The organism is Enterobacter sp. RHBSTW-00175, from assembly GCF_013927005.1.
Classification (GTDB): Bacteria; Pseudomonadota; Gammaproteobacteria; order Enterobacterales; family Enterobacteriaceae; genus Enterobacter.
In genome coordinates, this window is sequence record NZ_CP055930.1 from 1,119,460 (window position 1) to 1,141,571 (window position 22,112).

Consider the following 22,112-nt stretch of genomic DNA (forward strand, 5'->3'; position numbering starts at 1 on the left):
CATTTAAAAATAAACAATTTAAATCTGATAGCGCAGTCAACGTTTTAGATAATGTCAGTCTCTCTCATTTACCCAGAGTTATTCCATGAAGAAACTGTCATTATTTGTGGCTATATTCAGCTTGAGTACATTAACCGCGTGTAGCGCCCCTCATCAGGATGAGGTTGAAAAGATAAACCGCCTGCAAATCCCGTTGGTTCTGCCAGGTGAAAAACCCGCAGAGGTGCAAACTTCACACATTGCAGCACTTTACCAAACGAACAAGCAACACATTAATGTGCTAACCACCAGCCTGAAAAATCACTATTTACAAAATACAACAGCGAAAGATATTTTTACCGAAGACAGTCCGGTTCAGCGCGTATATGCCTCTCTGACGAAGCTGGAGCAACTGGATATGATTAACCAGCAATATCTGAAAGATAATAATGAGATGGGTCTGAGAAGTATTAATATCGCCCTTCAACCTTTAGTGGCCGGTTAAATGTCAAAAAGCCCGGCTACAAACGTAGCCGGGCTTTTTCTATTATCATGATTCTGGCAAGTCTTAATCGTGCTGCCCAAAACGATAGGTTAACCCTGCCGTTACAGAGCTCACATCGCTGCTGACGCCTATCTGGTTGGCATTACCCACGTTGCTCACCCACTGATACTCCAGGCGACCCGCCCAGTTTTTGTTGAATGCGTACTCCGTACCGACAGCAGCTAGCGGGCGTACACCAGTATCAAAACGATTGTGACCACTTACATCGGACTCAGCGCGATAGGCCATCGCCCCGGCACGACCATAAATATCCCAGCTGTCCGTCAGGCCGTAGCTGGCTTTTAAGGACATCTGCAAACCCTGGCTTTTCATTTGCGCACCCGCGCTATGATGACCATTAATCTGCATATTGCCTAAATAATCGTAACCACCTTCAACGGCCAGCCATGGCGTTATCTGGTAACCCGTATAAATACCGCCACCGACGTTATCGTGATCGACATTATACTGGTTAGAGCCGTTGTTGTTGTCGTGCGCCTTAGACGCGGTATTGGCATCAAAATAGTGAGACCAGCCAAATTTAGCGCCACTGTACCAGGTGCCTGCATTAGCTGCCGCAAACGCCGTGGTAGCGGTAAAGGCATTAGCAATAATTAATGCGACAAGTGTCTTTTTCATATAAATCCCGTTTGCTTAATTGAATGTTTTCAGTCAGCAAACGATATAGATAAATAAGTGCGTCGTTAATTGATTTTCAGTTTAATTTTAAATTATCACTAGAAAGATTCCGGTAAATGCGTCATCTCCAGCAAATAACCGCCACGCTTAAATGAGATGTATTGCCCTTTTTTTAACGCCGATAATACATTGAGAATACTGCTGCGCGACAATAGCGTACGATCCTGAATATAGTCAAGAATTGTCGTGCGCATTCGCGCTTCTTCGGGCAGCAATATCATCTCCTGCAAATGATTGCGAATAACGGAATAGGTACGTTGCTGTACCACCTGGGCATCACGGTAAACTAAATAGGCCGTGTGATACGAGAGCACTGCCGCGACATCCTCCCATACGCCCTGTTCGCGAAAAAGCGTGGCGGCATGGTCTGCATCGGCACGCAAAACGGTCGATTCACTTTCCACCCGCAGAATATGTCCCTGCGTAGGCTGGATCATCTCGGCGATCCCAAACAGATGCGGTTCATAAACCGTCACCAGCAACAGCCCGTCAGAAGCACGCAGCAACGACAACTCACCCTGCTGGAAAAGGTACATTTGCTGCCGACCTTTATGCGTCCAGGTGATGCGCTTACGCGGAACTAATTTCACGTTCTCCGCGATCGGTTCAAGGATCGCAGTCAGACGTTCAATGGACTGTTCGGGTCGAACAGGAGGTAAAATATGCATGGCACTGCCCTGTAGCCTGGCGACTTTGCCAGTATAGACCAGAAAGTTAAGCGGTTACTGCTTCAGAACTGATAACTGTAGTTCACACTGGCAAACCAGAGGTGTGGATTATCATAGCTGCCGGATAAAACGGCGCGGGGCGCATGACCCAGCCAATGAGCTAGCGCACAGATATATCAGGCGATATTTAGCGAGTAAAAAGAAAAGGGGTTCAATTTTAAATTTCAGCCTGGCGGCTCAGAAAAATTTCGGTAAAGTCACCTCTGAAATATAGTGGTTAATTTAACCTAAATATATCCTCTTCCTGGACGATGATCTCTCAAAGCATAATACTAAGAAAAGCAGGTGAACGATGTCTGGGATCATCACCAACGTCAATACTCTGGTAGTACAAAATACCGCGTTAAAGACCAGTTCCGTATTACAGCAATCCGTTGAGCGACTCTCCTCCGGGATGCGAATTAACAGCGCCAAAGACGATGCGGCAGGTCAGGCGATTGCTAACCGTATGGGCAGCCAGATTAAAGGTCTTCTTCAGGCGCAGCGAAACGCCAGCGACGGGCGTTCAATGGCCGAAACGGCGGAAGGTGCGCTCAGCGAAATTAACCAGCGCTTGCAGCGCATTCGTGAGCTGTCCGTTCAGTCGTTGAGTGAAACCTACACTCTGGAAGATGCAGACAGCATTCAGGCTGAAATTAACGTCAACCTGAAAGAGATTGCCCGTCTTAATTCACAGACCACCTTTAATGGCAAAAACGTACTCGATGGCAGTGCCGGGAATGTGCCGATACAGGTTGGCGTAAATGATAATGAAACCCTTGGCCTCTTCCTTGGCAAACCGGGTTTCAGCGTTGACGAACTTGGACTGACCGACCTGGTGATCCGCGGAATTAGCGGCAAAGTGACGCCGACCGATCAGCTACTGGGCTCCGCCAGCAATATCTCGCTGAGCAGCGGCAGTACCAGCGTCACCTTTAATACCGCAGGCGTCGCGCTAACATCCGCCAAACTGGTTCGCAGCAGCAGCGGTATTTTGTTTATTCAGGGCACCGATGCGCAGGGGAAAAACACCTATCTGACGGCGAACTACGGCGCGACGTACAATACCGCTACCAGTTCGGCCAGCGTAAGCGTTTCAGCCGTGACATCTTCACCGCTCTACAGCGATATCTCCACGCTGCCGTCACGCGCGGTGTCAGGGCTTTCGTTTGTAGACAACAGCAACGCGGCGATGAGCGCCGATGCGCTGGTGAGCAGCAACGGCAAATATTATATCCAGCAGGGAACGGACTATTACGAAGCCGAACTCAACTGGGGCCCGACCGGGGCAATGCAGGCCAAAGTCACTGACCCCACGGCGCTGACGACCCTGGCATCACCGGTTAACGTCACCAGTACACCGGCGGTAGATTTAACCAGCGCCACCCCCACCTTCCTGGACAGCAGCGGGAATGCGGTTTCCGGCACCGCGCGGCTGGTGAAAAATGGCAGCTCGTATTTTATGGAAGTGGACAACGGCGGCGGCGATTTTCGCTATTATGCCGCCTCTGTTGCTGTCAGCAGCGATGGCGGAACACCCGCCGTGACCGTTCAGGCAAACACCGCGACTGCACAAAACGCCTTTACGGATGTCAGCACCGTCGGCGGTACATCTTACATAACGATCGACCCGGCAAAGATGCAGCTGAACTATACGGATAACGACGGCAAAATCTTCGCTAACGTACTCGATAGCGATGCTGACGGGAATTATGTGATGAACCTCGGCGCGGATGGTAAAAGCGCCACTCTGGTACAGCAAAGTGACGGCTCGCTGCTGATTAAGACACTCAACGGCAGCGGCGAGATCCAGATTTATTATCCCAACAGCTATACCACCACAACCGACGCCGCAACGGGCTGGACCACCATCAATCTACGGGAAACCGGTGATGGGATCCGTCTGCGCAATCCGGAAGATCCACTGGCAACTCTCGATGCGGCGATTGCCCGTGTCGATCAGCGCCGTAGCCTGCTGGGCGCAACCATGAACCGCCTCGAATCCGCGCAGAATGTGCAAGCGGCAACCTCCACCGCACTAAGCGCCTCGCGTTCGCGAATTGAAGATGCTGATTACGCGGAAGAAGTGTCGCAAATGTCTCGCGCGCAGATTGTGCAACAGGCGGGGAACTCGGTGCTGGCGAAATCGAACCATCTGCCGGATGCGGTACTTTCATTGTTGCAGGGGTAATTGGCGTGATGGGGTGAAGGGAATCGAACCCTCGTATAGAGCTTGGGAAGTTCTCGTTTTACCCTTTAACTACGCTGTCAGACATAGTATAGCTACCGTTGCTCCCATTCATTTTCAGAGAATAGCCATGAACGCTAAGCCGTGGGTTTTAGTATTTATTATTTTTGTGGGTTCGTTGAATACTGCTATGGCGGATAGTTGCCGAGCCAACATTTTTGATGGCCAGGACTGTCGCTATGACGATGGCACAACATCCAGCAGTCGGGCCAATATTTTCGGCGGGCAAGATACGCAAAACTATTAGCACCAGTAGAGGGTTATGAATGGAATCAGCATGGTCTGCTCGCACAACGCCTGCGGCAGATTTAAAATGAGCGAAAAACAATAACTTCAAGCTATGAGCAAAGCAGATGGGAAACTCTTGCGTGAAACAAAGATACCCCGCCAGTTGCACCGAAATTGTATTGTTTTTTGTTCATGGGCGGATGGGAAAATAAAGGTAGGGGAATTTTGGAGCGGGTGAAGGGAATCGAACCCTCGTATAGAGCTTGGGAAGCTCTCGTTCTACCATTGAACTACACCCGCTTTGAAGTGCGTAAAGCATTATAGGCCTTACGCACTTTCACACAAGCCTCTTGATGACTAAGTGGCGATTAAATAATCACTTAGCACTTCGGTTTGCTGCCCTGTGCCGGAAGATAACGCTGCGGATCGATGGCCGTGGCGCGATAGCGGATCTGGAAGTGGAGCTTCACCGAGTCCGTCCCTGTGCTGCCCATGGTCGCAATCTTCTGCCCCGCCTTCACGTTCTGCCCATTGTTCACCAGCATAGTGTCGTTGTGCGCATACGCCGTGATGTAATCTTCACCATGCTTAATCATGATCAGATTACCGTAGCCGCGCAGCTGGTCGCCGACGTAAACCACTTTCCCGGCACCGGATGCATAAACAGGTGTCCCGCGCGCCGCAGAGATATCAATGCCCTTGTTTCCGCCCTCAGACGTTGAATACGGCATCACTACTTTGCCACTGGCAGGCCAGACCCAGCAGCGCTGCCCGACCGGCGGCCAGGACGATTGCGGCACTGCGTAAGATGGTGTCACTTTGGCGGTTTTCGTTTTAGACGACGTGGAGTTTTTTGCTGTAGAAGAAGAGCCGCCGTTAACCTTCAGCTTTTGCCCCACCTCGATGGTATAGGGCGCAGGGATATTGTTCATCCGCGCCAGATCTTTCACGCTAGTGCCCGTTGTACGCGCAATTCGGTACAGCGTATCCCCGCGCTTAACGGTGTACACCGCACCGCCCATATCGGAGGATTTACTGCCCGAACACCCCGCCAGCAGTAGCGTTAGCGTCAGAAGGGATAAGGCAATAATGGGGTTTCTGTTCAGGCTTCCTGCAAACAAAACGGATCCTCGGTCAGCGTAAATGGCGCACTATGATACCAGCCCGGAGAGATAAGGGTCAGCCCTTTTCCGCTCCTGGAGACAAACCGTTCGTATAAGAATGCCGTATAATACTCCTCTGCTGATGGTGCAGAACCATCCGCATTATTGGCACTGGAGCAGGAATGAGCATTCAAGAACACGTCATTTTAGTAAATGACCAGGGAACGGTAATTGGCACTCAGGAGAAATACGCCGCACACACGTCGCATACCCCGCTGCATCTGGCCTTCTCATCCTGGCTGTTTAACGCAAAAGGCGAATGTCTGGTTACACGGCGCGCCATGTGCAAAAAAGCCTGGCCTGGCGTCTGGACCAACTCCGTGTGCGGCCACCCTCAATCCGGTGAAGAGATTGAACAGGCCATTATCCGCCGCTGCCGATTTGAATTGGGCGCAGAGATTACTGACATTACCGCCGTCGCGCCTGAATTTCGCTATCGTGAAGTCGATCCTTCCGGGATTGTCGAAAACGAGATCTGCCCGGTTTATGCCGCACGCGTCACTGCCGACGTCACCATCAACCATGATGAAGTGATGGAGTACCAGTGGGTCACGCTGGAAGCGTTATTCCGTGCGCTGGACGCAACGCCTTGGGCATTTAGCCCGTGGATGGTGATGGAAGCCACCGTCGCACGCGACGCGCTCCGCGCTTTCGCCACACAATAAAAAAGCCCCGGCGATAATCGCACGGGGCTTTTTTAACGTCCTGACGGCTTATTTCACCGGACGCATCGCCGGGAAGAGGATCACGTCACGGATAGTGTGGCTGTTAGTGAACAGCATTACCATACGGTCGATACCAATGCCCAGGCCTGCGGTTGGCGGCAGGCCGTGTTCCAGTGCAGTCACGTAGTCTTCGTCGAAGAACATAGCTTCGTCGTCGCCAGCCGCTTTCGCATCAACCTGATCCTGGAAGCGCTGCGCCTGATCTTCAGCATCGTTCAGCTCGCTAAAGCCGTTGCCGATTTCGCGGCCACCGATGAAGAATTCGAAGCGGTCAGTGATTTCTGGGTTCTCGTCATTACGACGCGCCAGCGGAGACACTTCTGCAGGGTATTCGGTGATGAAGGTAGGCTGAATCAGGTGCGCTTCTGCCACTTCTTCGAAGATCTCAGTCACGATACGGCCCAGACCCCAGCTCTTCTCAACCTTGATGCCGATGCTTTCTGCAATCGCTTTCGCAGAGTCGAAGTTATCCAGGTCAGCCATCTCCGTTTCTGGACGGTATTTCTTGATAGCTTCGCGCATGGTCAGCTTAACGAACGGCTTACCAAAGTCGAACACCTCGTCACCGTAAGGCACTTCAGTTTTGCCCAGAATGTCCTGCGCCAGGGTACGGAACAGGGATTCGGTCAGTTCGATCAGGTCTTTGTAATCTGCGTAAGCCATATAGAGTTCCATCATGGTGAACTCTGGGTTATGGCGAACGGAGATACCTTCGTTACGGAAGTTACGGTTAATTTCGAACACACGGTCGAAACCACCCACCACCAGACGTTTCAGGTACAGTTCCGGCGCGATACGCAGGTACATGTCCAGATCCAGGGCGTTGTGATGCGTGATGAACGGACGCGCAGACGCGCCGCCTGGGATCACCTGCATCATTGGGGTTTCCACTTCCATAAAGTCGCGGTTAACCATGAACTGACGGATACCAGCCATGATCTGGGAGCGGATTTTGAAGGTCTTGCGGGATTCATCGTTAGAGATGAGATCCAGGTAACGCTGACGATAGCGCGCTTCCTGATCCTGCAAACCGTGGAATTTATCCGGCAGTGGGCGCAGTGCTTTGGTCAGCAGACGCAGCTCGGTACAGTGGATAGACAGCTCACCGGTCTTGGTTTTGAACAGCTTGCCTTTCGCGCCCAGGATATCGCCCAGGTCCCACTTCTTGAACTGCTCGTTGTAGATGCCTTCTGGCAGGTCGTCGCGGGAAACGTACAACTGAATACGACCGCCAACGTCCTGTAAGGTCACGAAAGAGGCTTTACCCATGATACGACGCGTCATCATACGGCCAGCCACAGACACTTCTACGTTCAGCGCTTCCAGCTCTTCGTTTTCTTTGCCGTCGAAGTCAGCGTGCAGTTGGTCTGAGGTGTGGTCACGACGAAAATCGTTCGGGAACGGCACGCCCTGCTCGCGCAGTGCTGCCAGCTTCTCGCGGCGGGTTTTCAGTTCGTTGTTAAGATCGACTACCGCGTCAGCGCCCTGTGCTTGTTGTTCAGACATGTTGGTTCCTCATAACCCTGCTTTCAAACTTGCTTCGATAAATTGGTCCAGGCTGCCATCCAGCACCGCCTGCGTGTTACGGGTTTCAACCCCGGTACGCAGGTCTTTGATGCGGGAGTCATCAAGGACGTAAGAACGAATCTGGCTGCCCCAACCGATGTCAGATTTGTTGTCTTCCATCGCCTGTTTCTCAGCATTTTTCTTTTGCATCTCCAGTTCATAAAGCTTCGCTTTCATCTGCTTCATGGCCTGGTCTTTGTTCTTATGCTGGGAACGGTCGTTCTGGCACTGCGTAACCGTGTTGGTTGGAAGGTGGGTAATACGCACCGCCGATTCCGTACGGTTAACGTGCTGACCACCCGCACCGGATGCGCGGTAAACGTCGATTCGCAGGTCGGCCGGGTTGATTTCGATATCGATATCGTCTTTCACTTCCGGATAGACAAACGCGGAGCTGAAGGAGGTATGACGGCGGCCGCCGGAATCGAACGGGCTCTTACGTACCAGACGATGAACGCCGGTTTCAGTGCGCAGCCAGCCGTAGGCGTAATCACCAATAATCTTAATGGTGATGGATTTAAGACCCGCGACTTCACCTTCAGATTCTTCGATGATTTCGGTTTTGAAACCGCGAGCTTCTGCCCAACGCAAATACATACGCGCCAGCATACTGGCCCAGTCCTGCGCTTCTGTACCGCCAGAACCGGCCTGAATATCGAGATAGCAGTCGGCGCTGTCATATTCGCCGGAGAACATGCGGCGGAATTCCAGCTGCGCCAGCTTCTCTTCCAGCACGTCGAGTTCTGCTACGGCTTCGTTAAAGGTTTCTTCGTCGTCGGCTTCTACAGCCAGCTCCAGCAGACCGGAAACATCTTCCAGGCCCTGAGCCATTTGATCCAGCGTATCTACGATGGCTTCGAGAGAGGAACGCTCTTTACCCAGCGCCTGTGCGCGTTCAGGTTCGTTCCAGACGTCCGGCTGTTCCAGCTCGGCGTTTACTTCTTCAAGACGCTCTTTCTTGGCATCGTAGTCAAAGATACCCCCTAAGAACGTCGGAGCGCTCGGTGAGGTCCTGAATGCGGTTTTTTACCGGATTAATTTCAAACATGGTCTGTTTTCTTTTATGGACTTGTCAAAATGCGGTGATAAGAGCGGGATTGTACCGAATCCACGCTCTTTTTTATAGAGATTACTGACGCTAAATTGGCCAGATATTGTCGATGATGATTTGCAGTGAGCGGTTACCGCGAAACTCGTTAATATCCAGCTTGTAGGCAAGCTCGACTTCACGTACGCCGTTGTCCGGCCAGATGGCGGTGTCGACGTTGAAAGCAATCCCGTCAAGCAGTGGGCCGCCGCCTGACGGCTCGACCATCACCTTAAGATGGCGTTCGCCAACGATACGTTGTTGCAGCAGGCGAAAACGCCCATCGAACAGCGGTTCCGGGAACATCTGCCCCCACGGACCGGCATCGCGCAGCATCTGCGCCACTTCCATGGTCATTTCAGTGGCCGTTAACGCACCATCGGAAACCACTTCACCCTGCAACAAAGACGGGTCTATCCAGTCCGTCACCAGCTCACCAAACAGGCGCTGGAACTCGTCGAACTTCGCCGCTTCCAGCGACAAACCTGCCGCCATCGCGTGCCCGCCGAACTTGATCATCAGCCCAGGATAGAGCGTATCCAGACGCTCCAGCGCATCACGCATGTGCAGCCCCTGAATCGAACGCCCCGAGCCTTTTAGCGTGCCATCCCCTGCCGGGGCAAACGCGATCACCGGACGATGGAAACGCTCCTTGATGCGCGACGCCAGAATACCCACCACGCCCTGATGCCACTCGGGGTGATACATCGCCAGGCCGCCAGGCAGCGCATCGCCGCTGCGTTCCAGCTTTTCGCACAGGGTCAGCGCTTCGGCCTGCATCCCCTGCTCAATCTCTTTACGGGTCTGGTTCAGCGCATCCAGCTCGTTTGCCAGCATCCGCGCTTCGCCGATGTTGTCGCACAACAGCAGCGCAACGCCGACGGACATATCGTCCAGCCTTCCGGCGGCGTTCAGACGCGGCCCCAGGGCAAAGCCTAAATCGCTTGCCGCCAGCTTGAGCGGATCACGGTTGGAAATTTCCAGCAGTGCTTTAATGCCAGGACGGCATTTGCCTGCACGGATACGGCTTAACCCCTGCCAGGTCAAAATGCGGTTATTGGTATCGAGCGGCACAACGTCCGCCACTGTGCCCAGCGCCACCAGGTCGAGATACTCTGCCAGGTTCGGCATCGCAATTCCACGCGCGTCAAACCAGCCTTTTTCACGCAGCAGCGTGCGCAGTGCCAGCATCAGATAAAACGCCACACCCACACCGGCCAGTGATTTGGACGGGAATTCACAGTCGCGCAGGTTAGGGTTAATGATTGCCTCGGCGGCAGGCAGGGTTTCACCCGGCAAATGGTGATCGGTAACCAGCACCGGGATCTTCAGTTCATGCGCACGATCGACACCGGCGTGTGAGGAGATCCCGTTATCCACGGTCATGATCATCTGCGCGCCAAGCGCATGGGCCTGCTCCACCACTTCCGGACTCAGACCATAGCCATCTTCAAAGCGGTTAGGCACCAGGTAGGTGACGTTATCGCACCCAAGCGCACGCAGGCTTAGCACGCTCAGCGCCGTACTGGTCGCACCATCGGCATCAAAATCACCGACGACCACAATCCGCGTCCCTTCACGGAACGCGTCGTAGAGCATCGCGGTGGCTGTTTCAACCCCGCTCAGCTGCTGCCAGGGAAGCATCCCTTTCACGCTACGTTCAAGATCGGCGGCGTTTAACACGCCACGGCTGGCATAAAGCCGACGTAAAAGCGGTGACATATCCGCAGGGAGATCTGCGTTCTCATTCACTTCACGACGGCGGAGTTGGATGGGTGCTTTCACGCGGATTAGTTACCACCAAACTGTTTCTGGTGCGCGTCGAGGAACTCTTTCATCTCTTTCGGCCCCTGATAACCTGGCACAACGTAGCCATTGTTCAGCACAATAGCAGGCGTACCGTTCACACCAAACTGCACGCCCAGCGCGTAGTGGTTCGCGATATCAATGTCGCAAGAAGCAGGCGTAACGCCTTTGCCGTTCATTGCATCATCAAACGCTTTGTTGCGATCTTTTGCACACCAGATAGCCTTCATGTCCTGCTCTGGCTGGCTCTGCACGCCCGCACGCGGGAAGGCCAGGTAACGCACAGTGATCCCCAGCGCGTTGTAGTCTTTCATCTCTTCATGCAGCTTGTGACAGTAGCCACAGGTGATGTCGGTGAAGACAGTAATAACGTGTTTTTCCTGCGCCGCTTTATACACGATCATCTCTTTTTCAAGCGCGTTCAGGTTTTTCATCAGTAGCTGGTTGGTCACGTTCACCGGCTGTCCGCCGCTGACGTCATACATTGGCCCCTGAATGATGTGTTTGCCGTCTTCGGTCACATACAGCACGCCACTGTTGGTCAGCACAGTTTTCATGCCGGCGACTGGCGCAGACTGGATATCGCTGCTGGTTACGCCAAGCTTGGTCAGCGATTGCTTAATTGCGGCATCATCAGCGTGAGCAAAACCGGTAAAAGAGGCTGCCAGCAAAGAGAGCAGCGCTAAAGACTTTTTCATATTCAATCCTATTACAATTCGTCGGCACTCACGCGCGTGGGTGGTGCTGTTGGTGAAGCTGCCGCAGGCGTTCCGTCGCGACATGGGTATAAATTTGCGTCGTTGAAAGATCGCTGTGCCCAAGTAGCATCTGCACCACGCGTAAATCAGCTCCGTGGTTTAGCAGGTGCGTCGCGAAGGCATGACGCAAAACGTGCGGCGACAGTTTTTCACTATCGATACCTGCCAGTGTGGCGTAATGCTTAATGCGATGCCAGAAAGTTTGCCGCGTCATCTGTTGCGCACGCTGGCTTGGGAAGAGCACATCAATAGAAACGCCGTTCAACAACCACGGGCGGCCATGCTCCAGATACGTTTCCAGCCAGTAGACCGCCTCTTCTCCCAGCGGCACCAGCCGTTCTTTGTTCCCTTTACCGATCACACGCACAACCCCCTGACGCAGGCTGATATCACTCATCGTCAGCCCGACTAACTCAGAAACACGCAAACCGGTAGCATACAATAGCTCAAGCATGGCTTTATCGCGTAACTCCAGCGGCAGGTCAACCGCTGGCGACTGTAATAATCTCTCAACTTGTGCTTCGCTCAGATCTTTAGGCAGTCGCTGCGGGAGTTTAGGGGAGGCCAGCATCGCGCTGGGATCGTCGGCACGGATCTTCTCACGGTAAAGGTGCTGAAAAAGCCGCCGCATGGCGCTTAACAGGCGCGCGGAGCTGGTCGCTTTGTAGCCCCCTTCAATGCGTTCAGCCAGCAGTCCTTGCAGGTCATCGCTTTGCGCGTTTTCAAGCCCCAATTCCCTGTGCGCCAGCCACTCCACCAGCAGGGTAAGGTCACGTCGATAGGCGCTAATAGTGTTGTCGGCCAGGTTTTTCTCAAGCCACAGCGCATCGAGAAACTGTTCAATGAGTGCGAGATCCTTTTCCACATCAACCCCTTTGTTTCTGCAATCCGCGCATTATGCCTGATTGCCAGTGGTTTCTGGTACACTACGCGCAAAGTCAAAGCAAGAATTGAGATATTTACGCGATGAATATTGGTCTGTTCTACGGTTCCAGCACTTGCTACACCGAAATGGCGGCAGAAAAAATTCGTGACATCATTGGCCCGGAACTGGTGACGTTGCACAACCTGAAAGATGACACGGTCGCGCTGATGGAGCAGTACGATGTGCTGATCCTTGGCATCCCGACCTGGGATTTTGGCGAGATACAGGAAGACTGGGAAGCTATCTGGGATCAGCTTGATACCGTCAACCTCGACGGCAAAATCATTGCAATGTACGGGATGGGCGATCAGTTAGGTTACGGCGAGTGGTTCCTGGATGCGCTAGGTATGTTGCACGATAAACTGGCCCTGAAAGGCGTTACGTTTATCGGTTATTGGCCGACCGAAGGGTACGAGTTCACCAGCAAAAAACCGATTATTGCCGACGGACAGCTTTTTGTCGGGCTGGCGCTGGATGAAACCAACCAGTACGACCTCAGCGAAGAGCGTGTGCAAAACTGGTGCGAGCAAATTCTGGGCGAAATGGCCGAAAAGTTTAGCTAACCGCCCTATTCCTGCGTCGGTTGTTGCAACACCATCCGACGCAGATCCCGCCACTCCACTTCATCCATGCTGTCCGCTGCCAGCCACAAATGCTGGCGACGCCCACCGCCCACCTTACGTAGCCGGAGCATCATGCCGGAACTGAGCATCCAGGGCGTGCCAATAATGTCCCACTCTTTCCCCTGCCAGCGCAGGCGCGAATCCATCATCAGTTTGATTTCACCCTGACAGGCATTGATACGGCGCTGGCTACGCACGCTGTCAAACACCACGAATGACAATAACAGCAACCAGAGAGGGGTATAGCTAAGCGGCCACGGCATCAGTAATACAAATGCCGCAACCAGCCCGTGGAGTAATAAAGACATCCACTGCGAGCGCCATGAAACGCGAAGATCAGATTGCCACAGGACCACGTTCCCGATTCCGTGTTTGAATTAATTGCACCATCCGTTGCAACTCGGTGTCGGCGGGTTTGCCGTGGTTCATTAGCCAGTTGAACAAATCAGGATCGTCGGATTCAAGCAGGCGAACAAACAGACGCTTATCGTCTTCGCTTAAGCTGTCGTACTCGTATTCGAAGAATGGCATGATGGAAATATCAAGTTCACGCATTCCGCGACGGCAAGCCCAGTGGATACGGGCCTTGTTGTTAATATCCATGTTCTTTTTCCTGCATTACGTTTGGCACAGTCGGTGTCCCGTTCGGGATGCTTTATTTCTGCCGGGAACTCTGGCTAGTGTAACGTGTTTTTGACCGTTTCTTTACTGGAATATTGCGAACCCGGAGCAGGGTTCCAGAATAAACCACATTAAGATAGCGGATTACACTGTTTTGCGTAGCGCTGAGCAGAAGTCAGATATGGCACGAATGGTCTGCTGAAAGCGCTTGCAATGACAACAGTCTCTTTTACCATTAGGCATTATCAAAGCGTTAAGCAATTCAGGACATCACTATGGCTTTTACTCCATTTTCTCCTCGCCAGCCCGTCGCCTCTGCGCGTCTGCCGCTGACGCTTATTACTCTTGATGACTGGGCGCTGGCGACACTGACCGGCGCCGACAGCGAAAAATATTTGCAGGGTCAGGTCACTGCTGACGTCAGCCAGATGACTGAAAACCAGCATTTACTGGCTGCGCACTGCGACCCAAAAGGCAAGATGTGGAGCAATCTGCGTCTGTTCCGCCGCCTGGGCGGGTTCGCGCTTATTGAGCGCCGCAGCCTGCGCGACGCCCAACTGACCGAACTGAAAAAATACGCGGTCTTTTCCAAAGTCACCATCGCGCCTGACGATGAGCATGTCCTGCTTGGCGTCGCCGGGTTCCAGGCGCGCGCGGCCCTGAAAAATCTGTTCAGCGAGTTGCCAGATGCCGAAACGCAGCTGGTGCATGACGGCGCGACCTCAATCCTGTGGTTTGAGCACCCGACTGAGCGTTTCCTGCTAGTGACCGACGTCGCCACCGCAGAACGCGTCACCGATGCCTTGCGTGGTGAAGCTCAGTTGAATAATAGCCAACAGTGGCTGGCACTCAACATTGAAGCCGGGCTGCCGATCATTGATGCGGCGAACAGCGCACAATTTATCCCGCAGGCCACCAACCTACAGGCGCTGGGGGGCATTAGCTTTAAGAAAGGGTGCTACACCGGCCAGGAAATGGTCGCGCGCGCAAAATTCCGTGGTGCGAATAAACGTGCTCTATGGACGCTGGCAGGCCACGCCAGCCGCGTACCGGAAGCCGGTGAAGATCTTGAGCTGAAAATGGGTGAAAACTGGCGCCGTACCGGCACGGTTTTGGCCGCAGTACAGCTGGATGATGGTCGCGTGCTGGTGCAAGCGGTGATGAATAACGACATGGAGCCAGACAGCGTGTTCCGCGTACGTGACGATGCAAAAACCCTGAGCATCGAGCCACTGCCGTATTCGCTGGAAGAGTAATGATTACCCGCCCTCTCCCACTGGGAGAGGGCGGGGGTGAGGGCATCAGACCGCAGGGTGCAAAAAACTACACCTACCCCACATACAAATAAATCGCCAGGAAGTGACACACGCTGCCGCCCAGCACGAAGCCGTGCCAGATAGCATGGTTGTAGGGAATGCGCTTACAGACGTAGAAAATCACGCCCAGCGAATAGACCACCCCGCCAACGGCCAGCAAGGTTACCCCACCTGCCGCAAGCTTGATTGCCAGTTGATACACCACAATCAGTGATAGCCACCCCATTGTCAGATACGTCACCAGCGACAACACCTTAAACCGGTGCGCAATGGTCAGCTTAAACAGAATACCCAGCAGCGCCAGGCTCCAGATAACGATCATCAGGCCACGCGATAGCGGAGAGTTTAACCCCACCAGCAAAAACGGCGTGTAGGTGCCTGCAATAAGAAGATAGATAGCGCAGTGGTCAAATTTCTTGAGCCAGATCTTAGCCCGCTGATGCGGAATAGCGTGGTACAGCGTCGATGCCAGAAACAGCAGGATCATGCTCCCGCCATACAGGCTGTAGCTGGTAATCGCCATGGCGCTGGCGTTGGTATCCGCCGCCTGCACCAGCAGTAACACTAAACCGACAATCCCAAATACCAGGCCAATGCCGTGGCTAATGCTGTTGGCTATTTCCTCAGCCAGCGAATATCCCTGTGCGATTAATGGCTTGCTCACCATAAGTAACTCCGGGAAAACAAAAGATGATTATTCATCGCCTGACTATGCTAACTGAGAATGATTCCAGTGAACACCTGTTAGCTAAAATAAAGTTAACTCTCAATTTTCCAATTTACAATCAGAGAGTTACAAAAACATTTCAGCTAACAAATGTGTTTATTTAACTTAAACACATTTAAAATCAATCACATAAAACTGGGTCTGCCCTGGATAGATTTCGGCGATCACACTTCTCAGCGTACCCACCGTCATGTTTTCCTGCTCAGCATGTTTTTCCGTCAGCGTATCCAGCGTGACGGTCGATGTTCCCGTTACTTCGATGGTGCAAAAATAGCCGTCATCTTCATAGCGCCCAACGCGCAGGATATCGCCGGTTTTAAAATGGGATTCACTTTCATCACGGATGGTGATGGTTTTACGCCCGGCCAGAATGTCATCCTGAAAGCGCTGAAAAAAAGTGATGTCGTTTGGCTGCATGTTATTATTCCCTGAAGATAAAGTCTGATGAGTGAGTGTAGCCACTGTGAGCATGTTCTCCCATTCCGCCGTTGCCAGTCTCAACAATCTGGAGATGATGGTCTACAACTATGTCATTAAAAATCGTGACAAAGTGATGTACATGACCATCCGTGAACTGGCGGATGCGGCGGGAGTTTCGACCACCACCATTCTGCGCTTTTGTCGCAAGCTCAGCTGCGAAGGCTACTCCGAATTCCGCGTGCGCTTTAAACTCTATTTAGAGCAGAACGAACCCCAGCAGGTAAATTTCGGTGCCAGCGAAATCATTAGCTTCTTTAAAAGCGTTAATAATGAAGAGTTCGATGCGTTATTAGATGATGCCGTTGATATTATATTATCCTCTGAGCGAATTATATTTGTCGGCGCTGGCACATCAGGGTCGCTTGCAAAATATGGTGCGCGGTTTTTCTCGAATATCGGAAAATTCAGCAATCATATCGATGACCCTTATTTCCCGGTAACCAACGATATGGCTAAAAATGCGCTGGCGATCGTGCTTTCCGTTTCGGGAGAAACAGAAGAGATCCTGCGCTTCGCCAGCCAGTTCAGCCTCCACCACTGCAAGGTCTTGTCGATTACCAGCCACGAGCACTCCCGGCTGGCAAAACTGGCGGACTTTAATCTCTCCTGGCATGTTCCGCAAACGCGTATTGCGGGCGTCTACGATATTACAACACAAATTCCCGTCATCTATATTCTGGAATCACTGGGGCGTAAACTGGCGAAGAAATTAACAGAATAAAACACCCTGTTTTTTCAATGTGACAAATTACATTTTCTGAGAATTGTTATATCGTGACATTTAATTCCGCTTTGCTAGACTCGAAAGCAATAAGCCATACATTGAGAATAGCAAAGATGAAAAAACTCACCTTACCAAAAGATTTTTTATGGGGTGGCGCAGTTGCGGCGCACCAGGTTGAAGGCGGCTGGAACAAAGACGGCAAAGGGCCAAGCATTTGTGACGTGCTGACTGGCGGCGCCCACGGCGTACCGCGCGAAATCACCCAGCAAGTGGAGCCTGGCAAATACTACCCAAACCACGAAGCCATCGATTTCCACGGCCACTACAAAGAAGACATCAAGCTGTTTGCCGAAATGGGCTTCAAATGTTTCCGTACCTCTATCGCCTGGACCCGAATCTTCCCGAAAGGTGACGAAACGCGGCCAAATGAAGAAGGGCTGAAGTTCTACGATGACATGTTCGATGAACTGCTGAAATACAACATTGAGCCGGTGATCACCCTCTCCCACTTCGAAATGCCGCTGCACCTGGTGCAGGAATACGGCGGCTGGACCAACCGTAAAGTGGTGGATTTCTTTGTACGCTTCTCCGAAGTGGTCTTCGAGCGCTACAAAAACAAGGTCAAATACTGGATGACCTTCAACGAAATCAACAACCAGCGTAACTGGCGTGCGCCGCTGTTCGGCTACTGCTGCTCTGGCGTGGTCTACACCGAACACGACAACCCGGAAGAAACCATGTACCAGGTGCTGCACCACCAGTTCGTGGCCAGCGCTCTGGCGGTAAAAGCCGCACGCCGTATTAACCCGGAAATGAAAGTCGGCTGTATGCTGGCAATGGTTGCGCTCTATCCGTTCTCCTGCAAACCAGAAGATGTGATGTTTGCTCAGGAATCTATGCGCGAACGTTACGTCTTTACCGACGTGCAGTTGCGTGGTTACTACCCGTCTTACGTGCTGAACGAGTGGGAACGCCGTGGTTTCTCTATCAAAATGGAAGCCGGCGACGATCAGATCCTGCGTGACGGTACCTGTGATTATTTAGGTTTCAGCTACTACATGACCAACGCCGTGAAAGCGGAAGGCGGTACCGGTGATGCTATTTCCGGCTTCGAGGGCAGCGTGCCGAACCCACACGTGAAAGCATCTGACTGGGGCTGGCAGATTGACCCGGTGGGTCTGCGTTATTCCCTGAGTGAGCTGTACGAGCGTTATCAGAAGCCGCTGTTTATCGTCGAAAATGGCTTTGGTGCATACGACAAAGTGGAAGAAGACGGCAGCATCAACGATGACTATCGTATCGACTACCTGCGTGCTCACGTGGAAGAGATGATGAAAGCGGTCACTTACGATGGTGTTGATCTGATGGGCTACACCCCGTGGGGCTGCATCGACTGTGTATCATTCACCACCGGCCAGTACAGCAAACGCTACGGCTTTATCTATGTGAACAAACACGACGACGGCACCGGCGACATGTCCCGCTCCCGTAAAAAGAGCTTTAACTGGTACCAGGGCGTGATCGCCAGCAACGGCGAACAGTTATAATCCTTCGCCCTCTCCTCCCGCAGGAGAGGGCAAACCGCTTATCTTCCAGACACTTCTTTACAGCTTTCGCGTTGCCAAAAAACCTGCGCCCTATAAGATAGGCCTCGTGAATATTTGAGGCGAACATGATCAAGCGACAACGCAAAGCAATCCTGCTTGTAGCCCTGGCCTGTCTGGTGGTGCTGATATGCACCGCCCAGCGGATGGCCGGGATGCACGCGCTTGTCATAAATGCCACCGCCTCAGCCCAGTCCGTTCAGCAGGGCCAGGAGAGCAGCGACGCGCCGGTGACGCCGTGTGAACTCAGCGCAAAATCGCTGATGGCGGTGCCGCCTGTGCTGTTTGAAAGCGCACTGTTCGCCGTTACCCTTCTGCTGGCGCTGCTGGCAGCTATTCCACCGCGCCGCGAGCGTCTGTGGCCTCCTCGTGTTATCTCCCCACCCCGATTGCGGGTGCATCTGCGATTATGCGTCTTCCGTGAATGAGCATTCGCCTGACACATCAGGTTAATTCATCATTTACGGAGAAAATTTATGTTTACTGTATTCAGGCGACTGCTGGTCTGCCTGCTTTGGCTATGGCTACCCCTCAGCCAGGCCGCCGACACGGGCTGGCTGCGCGCCGCCGATAATCAGCACGCCAGCGTCAGGCTGCGTGCCCAAACTGAAAACAGCGGCGAAACCCGCCTGCTTCTGGACGTTGCCTTACAGAAAGGCTGGAAGACCTACTGGCGATCGCCGGGAGAAGGCGGGATTGCCCCAGCGATAACCTGGCATCAACCGCTGGAGGCGCTCTGGCGCTGGCCAACGCCCGAGCGTTTCGACGTGGCGGGTATCACCACGCAGGGATATCACGGCGACGTCAGTTTCCCCATCACCCTGCGCGGCAACGTACCCGAACGCCTTAGCGGCGTGCTGACGCTGTCCACCTGTAGCAACGTCTGTATTCTGACCGACTACCCGTTCTCACTGGATTTGACGGCCTCTACGGGCGGTGGCTTTGATTATGATTTCAACCGGGCGATGGGCACGCTGCCACTCAGCAGTGGATTGACGTCTGCGCTTAGCGCTCGCTACGCCTCCGGCAAGCTGACGGTGACCGCGCAACGCGACGCGGGCTGGCAGCAGCCATCGTTATTTATCGACAGCATGGACGATATCGATTTCGGCAAGCCGAGCTTCTCCGTGCGCGACGGCACGCTCACTGCCACCGTGCCGGTGTCCGATAGCTGGGGCGAGACGGCACCGAATCTCAGCGGCAAAACCCTGTCTCTGGTGCTGGCCGATAGCGGTCAGGCGCAGGAGTCCAGCCTGCCTGTCGGGCAAGGCGGCTCTGCGCCAGCCCCCGCCTTAGGCTGGATATTGCTGATGGCGCTGGTGGGTGGGTTAATCCTCAACGTGATGCCCTGCGTACTGCCCGTGCTGGCGATGAAGCTGGGCACGCTGATGCAAACCGAACATCAGGCGCGCGGTCAGGTACGCTGGCAGTTTCTGGCTTCGGTATGCGGGATAGTCATTTCATTCCTCGCGCTGGCGCTGATGATGACGGTGTTACGCTTAGGCAACCAGGCGCTCGGCTGGGGCATCCAGTTCCAGAATCCGTGGTTTATCGCTGCGATGGCGCTGGTGATGGTGCTGTTCAGCGCCAGCCTGCTGGGGCTATTTGAGATTCGGCTTACCTCTTCTGCCAGTACCTTCCTCGCCACGCGCGGCGGCAATGGACTGGCGGGCCATTTCTGGCAAGGCGCTTTTGCAACCCTGCTGGCGACGCCGTGTACCGCGCCGTTTCTTGGTACCGCCGTGTCGGTAGCACTGGCGGCACCGCTCCCGCTGCTGTGGGGCATTTTCCTGGCGATGGGGATCGGGATGAGCCTGCCCTGGCTATTCGTCGTCGCCTGGCCGGGGCTGGCGCAACGGCTGCCGCGCCCCGGTCGCTGGATGAATGTCGTGCGGGTCATGCTTGGCCTGATGATGCTCGGCTCGTCACTGTGGCTGCTGAGCCTGCTGGTCGCGCACATCGGCACCCTGCCTGTCATCACGCTGGGTGTGGTACTGATCCTCATTCTGCTGCTGGCGACGGCCTGGCGCTACCGCTGGCAAACGGCACTGCGCGCCGGAGCATTAACCATTGTGGTTGCAGGTGCTGTCGCGTTTGTGACCGGCTCCGGTGGAGAGAACCCCCGTCGCGACCGGGTGAACTGGCAGCCGCTTAGCGAACAGGCTATTGCCCGCGCGCTGGCGGAGAACAAGCGCGTCTTCGTCGACGTGACCGCCGACTGGTGCGTGACCTGTAAAGCCAATAAATACAACGTGTTGCTTCGCGACGACGTACAGGATGCGCTTTCAGCACCGGATATCATCGCCCTGCGCGGAGACTGGAGCCGCCCCTCCGCCAGCATTAGCCAGTTCTTAACCACGCGCGGCAGCGCCGCCGTGCCGTTTAACCAGATTTACGGACCAGGACTGCCGCAGGGCCACGTGCTGCCTGCGCTATTGAGCCGCGAAGCGGTGTTAACCACCCTGTCCAATGCGAAAGGAAAATAACATGAGAGCCATTGTTGCTTTACTGCTGCTGTCTTTATCAACGTTCAGCGTTGCTGCACCGTCTGAAAAATCGTCTGATGACCAGCTGGCAGAACTGCTGTTTAACGACCCCTACAGCCCGCGAACCGGTGCCAAAGAGCCAAAGCTGACCATTGTCTCGTTCACCGACTACAACTGTCCTTACTGCAAGCAGTTCGACCCCATGCTGGAGAAAATCGTGCGCGATAACCCCGACGTGCAGCTGATCATCAAGCTGCTGCCGTTCAAGGGACAAAGCTCGGTGAATGCCGCTAAAGCAGCACTCTCTACATGGCGTCAGCAGCCCGATATGTTCTGGCCGCTGCACCAGCGTTTGATGATGAAAAAGGGCTATCACGATGATGCCAGCATCGCAGCGGCACGGGTGAAAACCGGCACTGACAACATCACGACGGATGAAAAAACCATGGACTCGCTGAAAATGAACCTGATTTTGTCGCAGGTGCTGAATATCCAGGGTACTCCGGCGACTATCATCGGCGATCAAATGGTTGCGGGTGCGATCCCCTATGACGATCTGGAGGAGCTGGTGAAAGCGCAGCTGGCATCCGCCCGTGGCAAGTAAACTCACGCGCTTGCTGCGCGAGCTGGCGCTATGGCTGACGATTGGCGTTGTTGTGAGCATCGCGGTGGACTATTTCCGCCAGCCTGCGCTGCCGCAGAATTTCTCCGCGACGGCGCTGCAAACCCTCGACGGTGAGCCCGTTGATCTTGCCGCCATGAGCAGGGATCGGCCGCTGCTGGTCTACATCTGGGCGACCTGGTGTGGCGTGTGTCGTTACACCACCCCCTCGGTGGCGACGCTCGCCGCAGAGGGTGGCAACGTGATATCCGTTGCGTTGCGCTCTGGCGATAACGCCATGCTGGAAACGTGGCTTGCGAAGAAGAAGATGACGCTGCCGACGGTCAATGACGCCAGCGGAGAGCTGGCGCGTCAGTGGGACGTTCAGGTAACGCCGACGATGGTGGTCATTTCTCACGGTGAGGTGAAGTCGATCACCACCGGCTGGACCAGCAGTTGGGGCATGCGCCTGAGACTGTGGCTGGCATCGTAGGT

At 53.8% G+C, this 22,112-nt stretch carries 23 protein-coding genes and 1 tRNA gene; 11 read left to right on the plus strand and 13 right to left on the minus strand.

Translation table 11 applies throughout. The features are described from left to right. Positions 1-85 precede the first annotated feature (85 nt). Positions 86-484 (plus strand): hypothetical protein, encoded by a 399-nt coding sequence (locus HV107_RS05225; protein ID WP_182062326.1) that lies wholly within the window; start codon positions 86-88, stop codon positions 482-484. Positions 485-547: 63 nt separating this feature from the next. On the opposite strand, the gene HV107_RS05230 is transcribed toward HV107_RS05225, so the two are convergent. Together HV107_RS05230 and HV107_RS05235 are read right to left on the minus strand one after the other, a co-directional pair. Continuing rightward, positions 548-1,162 carry an outer membrane beta-barrel protein gene (locus HV107_RS05230; RefSeq protein WP_182062327.1) on the minus strand — a complete coding sequence of 205 codons (615 nt, stop codon included), beginning with the start codon at positions 1,160-1,162 and terminating at the stop codon, positions 548-550. 98 nt (positions 1,163-1,260) lie between these two features. Next, complete coding sequence (locus tag HV107_RS05235) at positions 1,261-1,890, minus strand: winged helix-turn-helix transcriptional regulator (protein WP_182062328.1); 630 nt, start codon at positions 1,888-1,890, stop codon at positions 1,261-1,263. A 352-nt stretch (positions 1,891-2,242) separates the two neighbouring features. Between HV107_RS05235 and HV107_RS05240 the strand changes: the two genes are divergently transcribed. Further along, positions 2,243-4,120, plus strand: a complete 1,878-nt coding sequence (locus HV107_RS05240) for a flagellin (protein ID WP_182062329.1) — start codon at positions 2,243-2,245, stop codon at positions 4,118-4,120. Positions 4,121-4,631: 511 nt separating this feature from the next. Here HV107_RS05240 and HV107_RS05250 read toward each other — a convergent pair. Continuing rightward, positions 4,632-4,705 (minus strand) — tRNA-Gly (locus HV107_RS05250). An 80-nt stretch (positions 4,706-4,785) separates the two neighbouring features. After that, positions 4,786-5,526, minus strand: a complete 741-nt coding sequence (gene actS, locus HV107_RS05255) for an amidase activator ActS (RefSeq protein ID WP_182062330.1) — start codon at positions 5,524-5,526, stop codon at positions 4,786-4,788. Positions 5,527-5,690: 164 nt separating this feature from the next. On the opposite strand from actS, the gene idi reads away from it, so the two are divergent. Then, positions 5,691-6,233 carry an isopentenyl-diphosphate Delta-isomerase gene (gene idi, locus HV107_RS05260; protein ID WP_182062331.1) on the plus strand — a complete coding sequence of 181 codons (543 nt, stop codon included), beginning with the start codon at positions 5,691-5,693 and terminating at the stop codon, positions 6,231-6,233. Between the two features lie 48 nt (positions 6,234-6,281). Here idi and lysS read toward each other — a convergent pair whose 3' ends face one another. From lysS to xerD, 5 genes are all read right to left on the minus strand, one after another. Further along, complete coding sequence (gene lysS, locus HV107_RS05265) at positions 6,282-7,799, minus strand: lysine--tRNA ligase (protein ID WP_182062332.1); 1,518 nt, start codon at positions 7,797-7,799, stop codon at positions 6,282-6,284. Positions 7,800-7,808: 9 nt separating this feature from the next. Beyond that, positions 7,809-8,907 (minus strand): peptide chain release factor 2 gene (gene prfB / locus HV107_RS05270; RefSeq protein ID WP_182062333.1). Its coding sequence is split into 2 segments (ribosomal slippage): positions 7,809-8,831 and positions 8,833-8,907, totalling 1,098 coding nucleotides; the frame shifts between segments, so codons are not numbered across the junction. A gap of 90 nt (positions 8,908-8,997) precedes the next feature. Then, positions 8,998-10,731 (minus strand): single-stranded-DNA-specific exonuclease RecJ, encoded by a 1,734-nt coding sequence (gene recJ, locus HV107_RS05275; RefSeq protein WP_182062334.1) that lies wholly within the window; start codon positions 10,729-10,731, stop codon positions 8,998-9,000. Between the two features lie 5 nt (positions 10,732-10,736). Then, positions 10,737-11,450 (minus strand): bifunctional protein-disulfide isomerase/oxidoreductase DsbC, encoded by a 714-nt coding sequence (dsbC, locus tag HV107_RS05280; RefSeq protein WP_182062335.1) that lies wholly within the window; start codon positions 11,448-11,450, stop codon positions 10,737-10,739. A 28-nt stretch (positions 11,451-11,478) separates the two neighbouring features. Continuing rightward, a complete protein-coding gene (gene xerD, locus HV107_RS05285; RefSeq protein WP_182062336.1) occupies positions 11,479-12,375 on the minus strand; it encodes a site-specific tyrosine recombinase XerD in 897 nt (298 codons plus the stop codon). A 101-nt stretch (positions 12,376-12,476) separates the two neighbouring features. Here xerD and fldB point away from each other — a divergent pair, with 101 nt between their 5' ends. Beyond that, positions 12,477-12,998 carry a flavodoxin FldB gene (fldB, locus tag HV107_RS05290; RefSeq protein WP_182062337.1) on the plus strand — a complete coding sequence of 174 codons (522 nt, stop codon included), beginning with the start codon at positions 12,477-12,479 and terminating at the stop codon, positions 12,996-12,998. 5 nt (positions 12,999-13,003) lie between these two features. On the opposite strand, the gene HV107_RS05295 is transcribed toward fldB, so the two are convergent. Both HV107_RS05295 and sdhE read right to left on the minus strand, forming a co-directional pair. Then, positions 13,004-13,414, minus strand: a complete 411-nt coding sequence (locus tag HV107_RS05295; RefSeq protein ID WP_182062338.1) for a protein YgfX — start codon at positions 13,412-13,414, stop codon at positions 13,004-13,006. Further along, entirely contained in the window at positions 13,395-13,661 is a 267-nt protein-coding gene (sdhE, locus tag HV107_RS05300; protein WP_014071654.1) for an FAD assembly factor SdhE, read from the minus strand. Before sdhE ends, HV107_RS05295 begins: the two co-directional genes overlap by 20 nt. A 293-nt stretch (positions 13,662-13,954) precedes the next feature. Between sdhE and ygfZ the strand changes: the two genes are divergently transcribed. Next, the gene (gene ygfZ, locus HV107_RS05305) at positions 13,955-14,935 is read left to right on the plus strand and encodes a tRNA-modifying protein YgfZ (RefSeq protein ID WP_182062339.1); all 981 of its coding nucleotides are present in this window, start codon (positions 13,955-13,957) and stop codon (positions 14,933-14,935) included. Between the two features lie 73 nt (positions 14,936-15,008). Here ygfZ and trhA read toward each other — a convergent pair whose 3' ends face one another. Both trhA and yqfB read right to left on the minus strand, forming a co-directional pair. Continuing rightward, on the minus strand, positions 15,009-15,662 hold the full coding sequence (gene trhA / locus HV107_RS05310) for a PAQR family membrane homeostasis protein TrhA (protein ID WP_182062340.1): 654 nt from the start codon (positions 15,660-15,662) through the stop codon (positions 15,009-15,011). A gap of 165 nt (positions 15,663-15,827) precedes the next feature. After that, positions 15,828-16,139: a N(4)-acetylcytidine aminohydrolase gene (gene yqfB / locus HV107_RS05315; protein ID WP_182062341.1), complete on the minus strand. Its 312-nt coding sequence runs from the start codon at positions 16,137-16,139 to the stop codon at positions 15,828-15,830. 52 nt (positions 16,140-16,191) lie between these two features. On the opposite strand from yqfB, the gene HV107_RS05320 reads away from it, so the two are divergent. The 6 genes from HV107_RS05320 (at position 16,192) to HV107_RS05345 (ending at position 22,110) form a co-directional block, all read left to right on the plus strand. Next, the gene (locus tag HV107_RS05320; RefSeq protein ID WP_182063460.1) at positions 16,192-16,923 is read left to right on the plus strand and encodes a MurR/RpiR family transcriptional regulator; all 732 of its coding nucleotides are present in this window, start codon (positions 16,192-16,194) and stop codon (positions 16,921-16,923) included. Between the two features lie 116 nt (positions 16,924-17,039). Beyond that, complete coding sequence (locus HV107_RS05325; RefSeq protein ID WP_182062342.1) at positions 17,040-18,473, plus strand: 6-phospho-beta-glucosidase; 1,434 nt, start codon at positions 17,040-17,042, stop codon at positions 18,471-18,473. Positions 18,474-18,598: 125 nt separating this feature from the next. After that, positions 18,599-18,958, plus strand: a complete 360-nt coding sequence (locus tag HV107_RS05330; protein ID WP_182062343.1) for a copper resistance protein — start codon at positions 18,599-18,601, stop codon at positions 18,956-18,958. A gap of 48 nt (positions 18,959-19,006) precedes the next feature. After that, positions 19,007-21,016, plus strand: a complete 2,010-nt coding sequence (locus HV107_RS05335) for a protein-disulfide reductase DsbD (RefSeq protein ID WP_182062344.1) — start codon at positions 19,007-19,009, stop codon at positions 21,014-21,016. Position 21,017: 1 nt separating this feature from the next. Beyond that, on the plus strand, positions 21,018-21,620 hold the full coding sequence (locus tag HV107_RS05340) for a DsbA family protein (protein ID WP_182062345.1): 603 nt from the start codon (positions 21,018-21,020) through the stop codon (positions 21,618-21,620). Further along, entirely contained in the window at positions 21,610-22,110 is a 501-nt protein-coding gene (locus HV107_RS05345) for a protein disulfide oxidoreductase (protein ID WP_182062346.1), read from the plus strand. Before HV107_RS05340 ends, HV107_RS05345 begins: the two co-directional genes overlap by 11 nt. Positions 22,111-22,112: the final 2 nt, after the last annotated feature.

Excerpts from the sequence above, each read along its gene's own strand:
- trhA (WP_182062340.1), bottom strand. The coding sequence starts at position 15,662 with ATGGTGAGCAAGCCATTAATCGCACAGGGATATTCGCTGGCTGAGGAA.
- HV107_RS05235 (WP_182062328.1), bottom strand. The coding sequence starts at position 1,890 with ATGCATATTTTACCTCCTGTTCGACCCGAACAGTCCATTGAACGTCTG.
- lysS (WP_182062332.1), bottom strand. The coding sequence starts at position 7,799 with ATGTCTGAACAACAAGCACAGGGCGCTGACGCGGTAGTCGATCTTAAC.
- HV107_RS05325 (WP_182062342.1), top strand. The coding sequence starts at position 17,040 with ATGAAAAAACTCACCTTACCAAAAGATTTTTTATGGGGTGGCGCAGTT.
- HV107_RS05230 (WP_182062327.1), bottom strand. The coding sequence starts at position 1,162 with ATGAAAAAGACACTTGTCGCATTAATTATTGCTAATGCCTTTACCGCT.
- idi (WP_182062331.1), top strand. The coding sequence starts at position 5,691 with ATGAGCATTCAAGAACACGTCATTTTAGTAAATGACCAGGGAACGGTA.
- HV107_RS05225 (WP_182062326.1), top strand. The coding sequence starts at position 86 with ATGAAGAAACTGTCATTATTTGTGGCTATATTCAGCTTGAGTACATTA.
- dsbC (WP_182062335.1), bottom strand. The coding sequence starts at position 11,450 with ATGAAAAAGTCTTTAGCGCTGCTCTCTTTGCTGGCAGCCTCTTTTACC.
- yqfB (WP_182062341.1), bottom strand. The coding sequence starts at position 16,139 with ATGCAGCCAAACGACATCACTTTTTTTCAGCGCTTTCAGGATGACATT.
- HV107_RS05320 (WP_182063460.1), top strand. The coding sequence starts at position 16,192 with ATGTTCTCCCATTCCGCCGTTGCCAGTCTCAACAATCTGGAGATGATG.
- sdhE (WP_014071654.1), bottom strand. The coding sequence starts at position 13,661 with ATGGATATTAACAACAAGGCCCGTATCCACTGGGCTTGCCGTCGCGGA.
- HV107_RS05335 (WP_182062344.1), top strand. The coding sequence starts at position 19,007 with ATGTTTACTGTATTCAGGCGACTGCTGGTCTGCCTGCTTTGGCTATGG.
- fldB (WP_182062337.1), top strand. The coding sequence starts at position 12,477 with ATGAATATTGGTCTGTTCTACGGTTCCAGCACTTGCTACACCGAAATG.
- HV107_RS05330 (WP_182062343.1), top strand. The coding sequence starts at position 18,599 with ATGATCAAGCGACAACGCAAAGCAATCCTGCTTGTAGCCCTGGCCTGT.
- HV107_RS05340 (WP_182062345.1), top strand. The coding sequence starts at position 21,018 with ATGAGAGCCATTGTTGCTTTACTGCTGCTGTCTTTATCAACGTTCAGC.
- ygfZ (WP_182062339.1), top strand. The coding sequence starts at position 13,955 with ATGGCTTTTACTCCATTTTCTCCTCGCCAGCCCGTCGCCTCTGCGCGT.
- HV107_RS05240 (WP_182062329.1), top strand. The coding sequence starts at position 2,243 with ATGTCTGGGATCATCACCAACGTCAATACTCTGGTAGTACAAAATACC.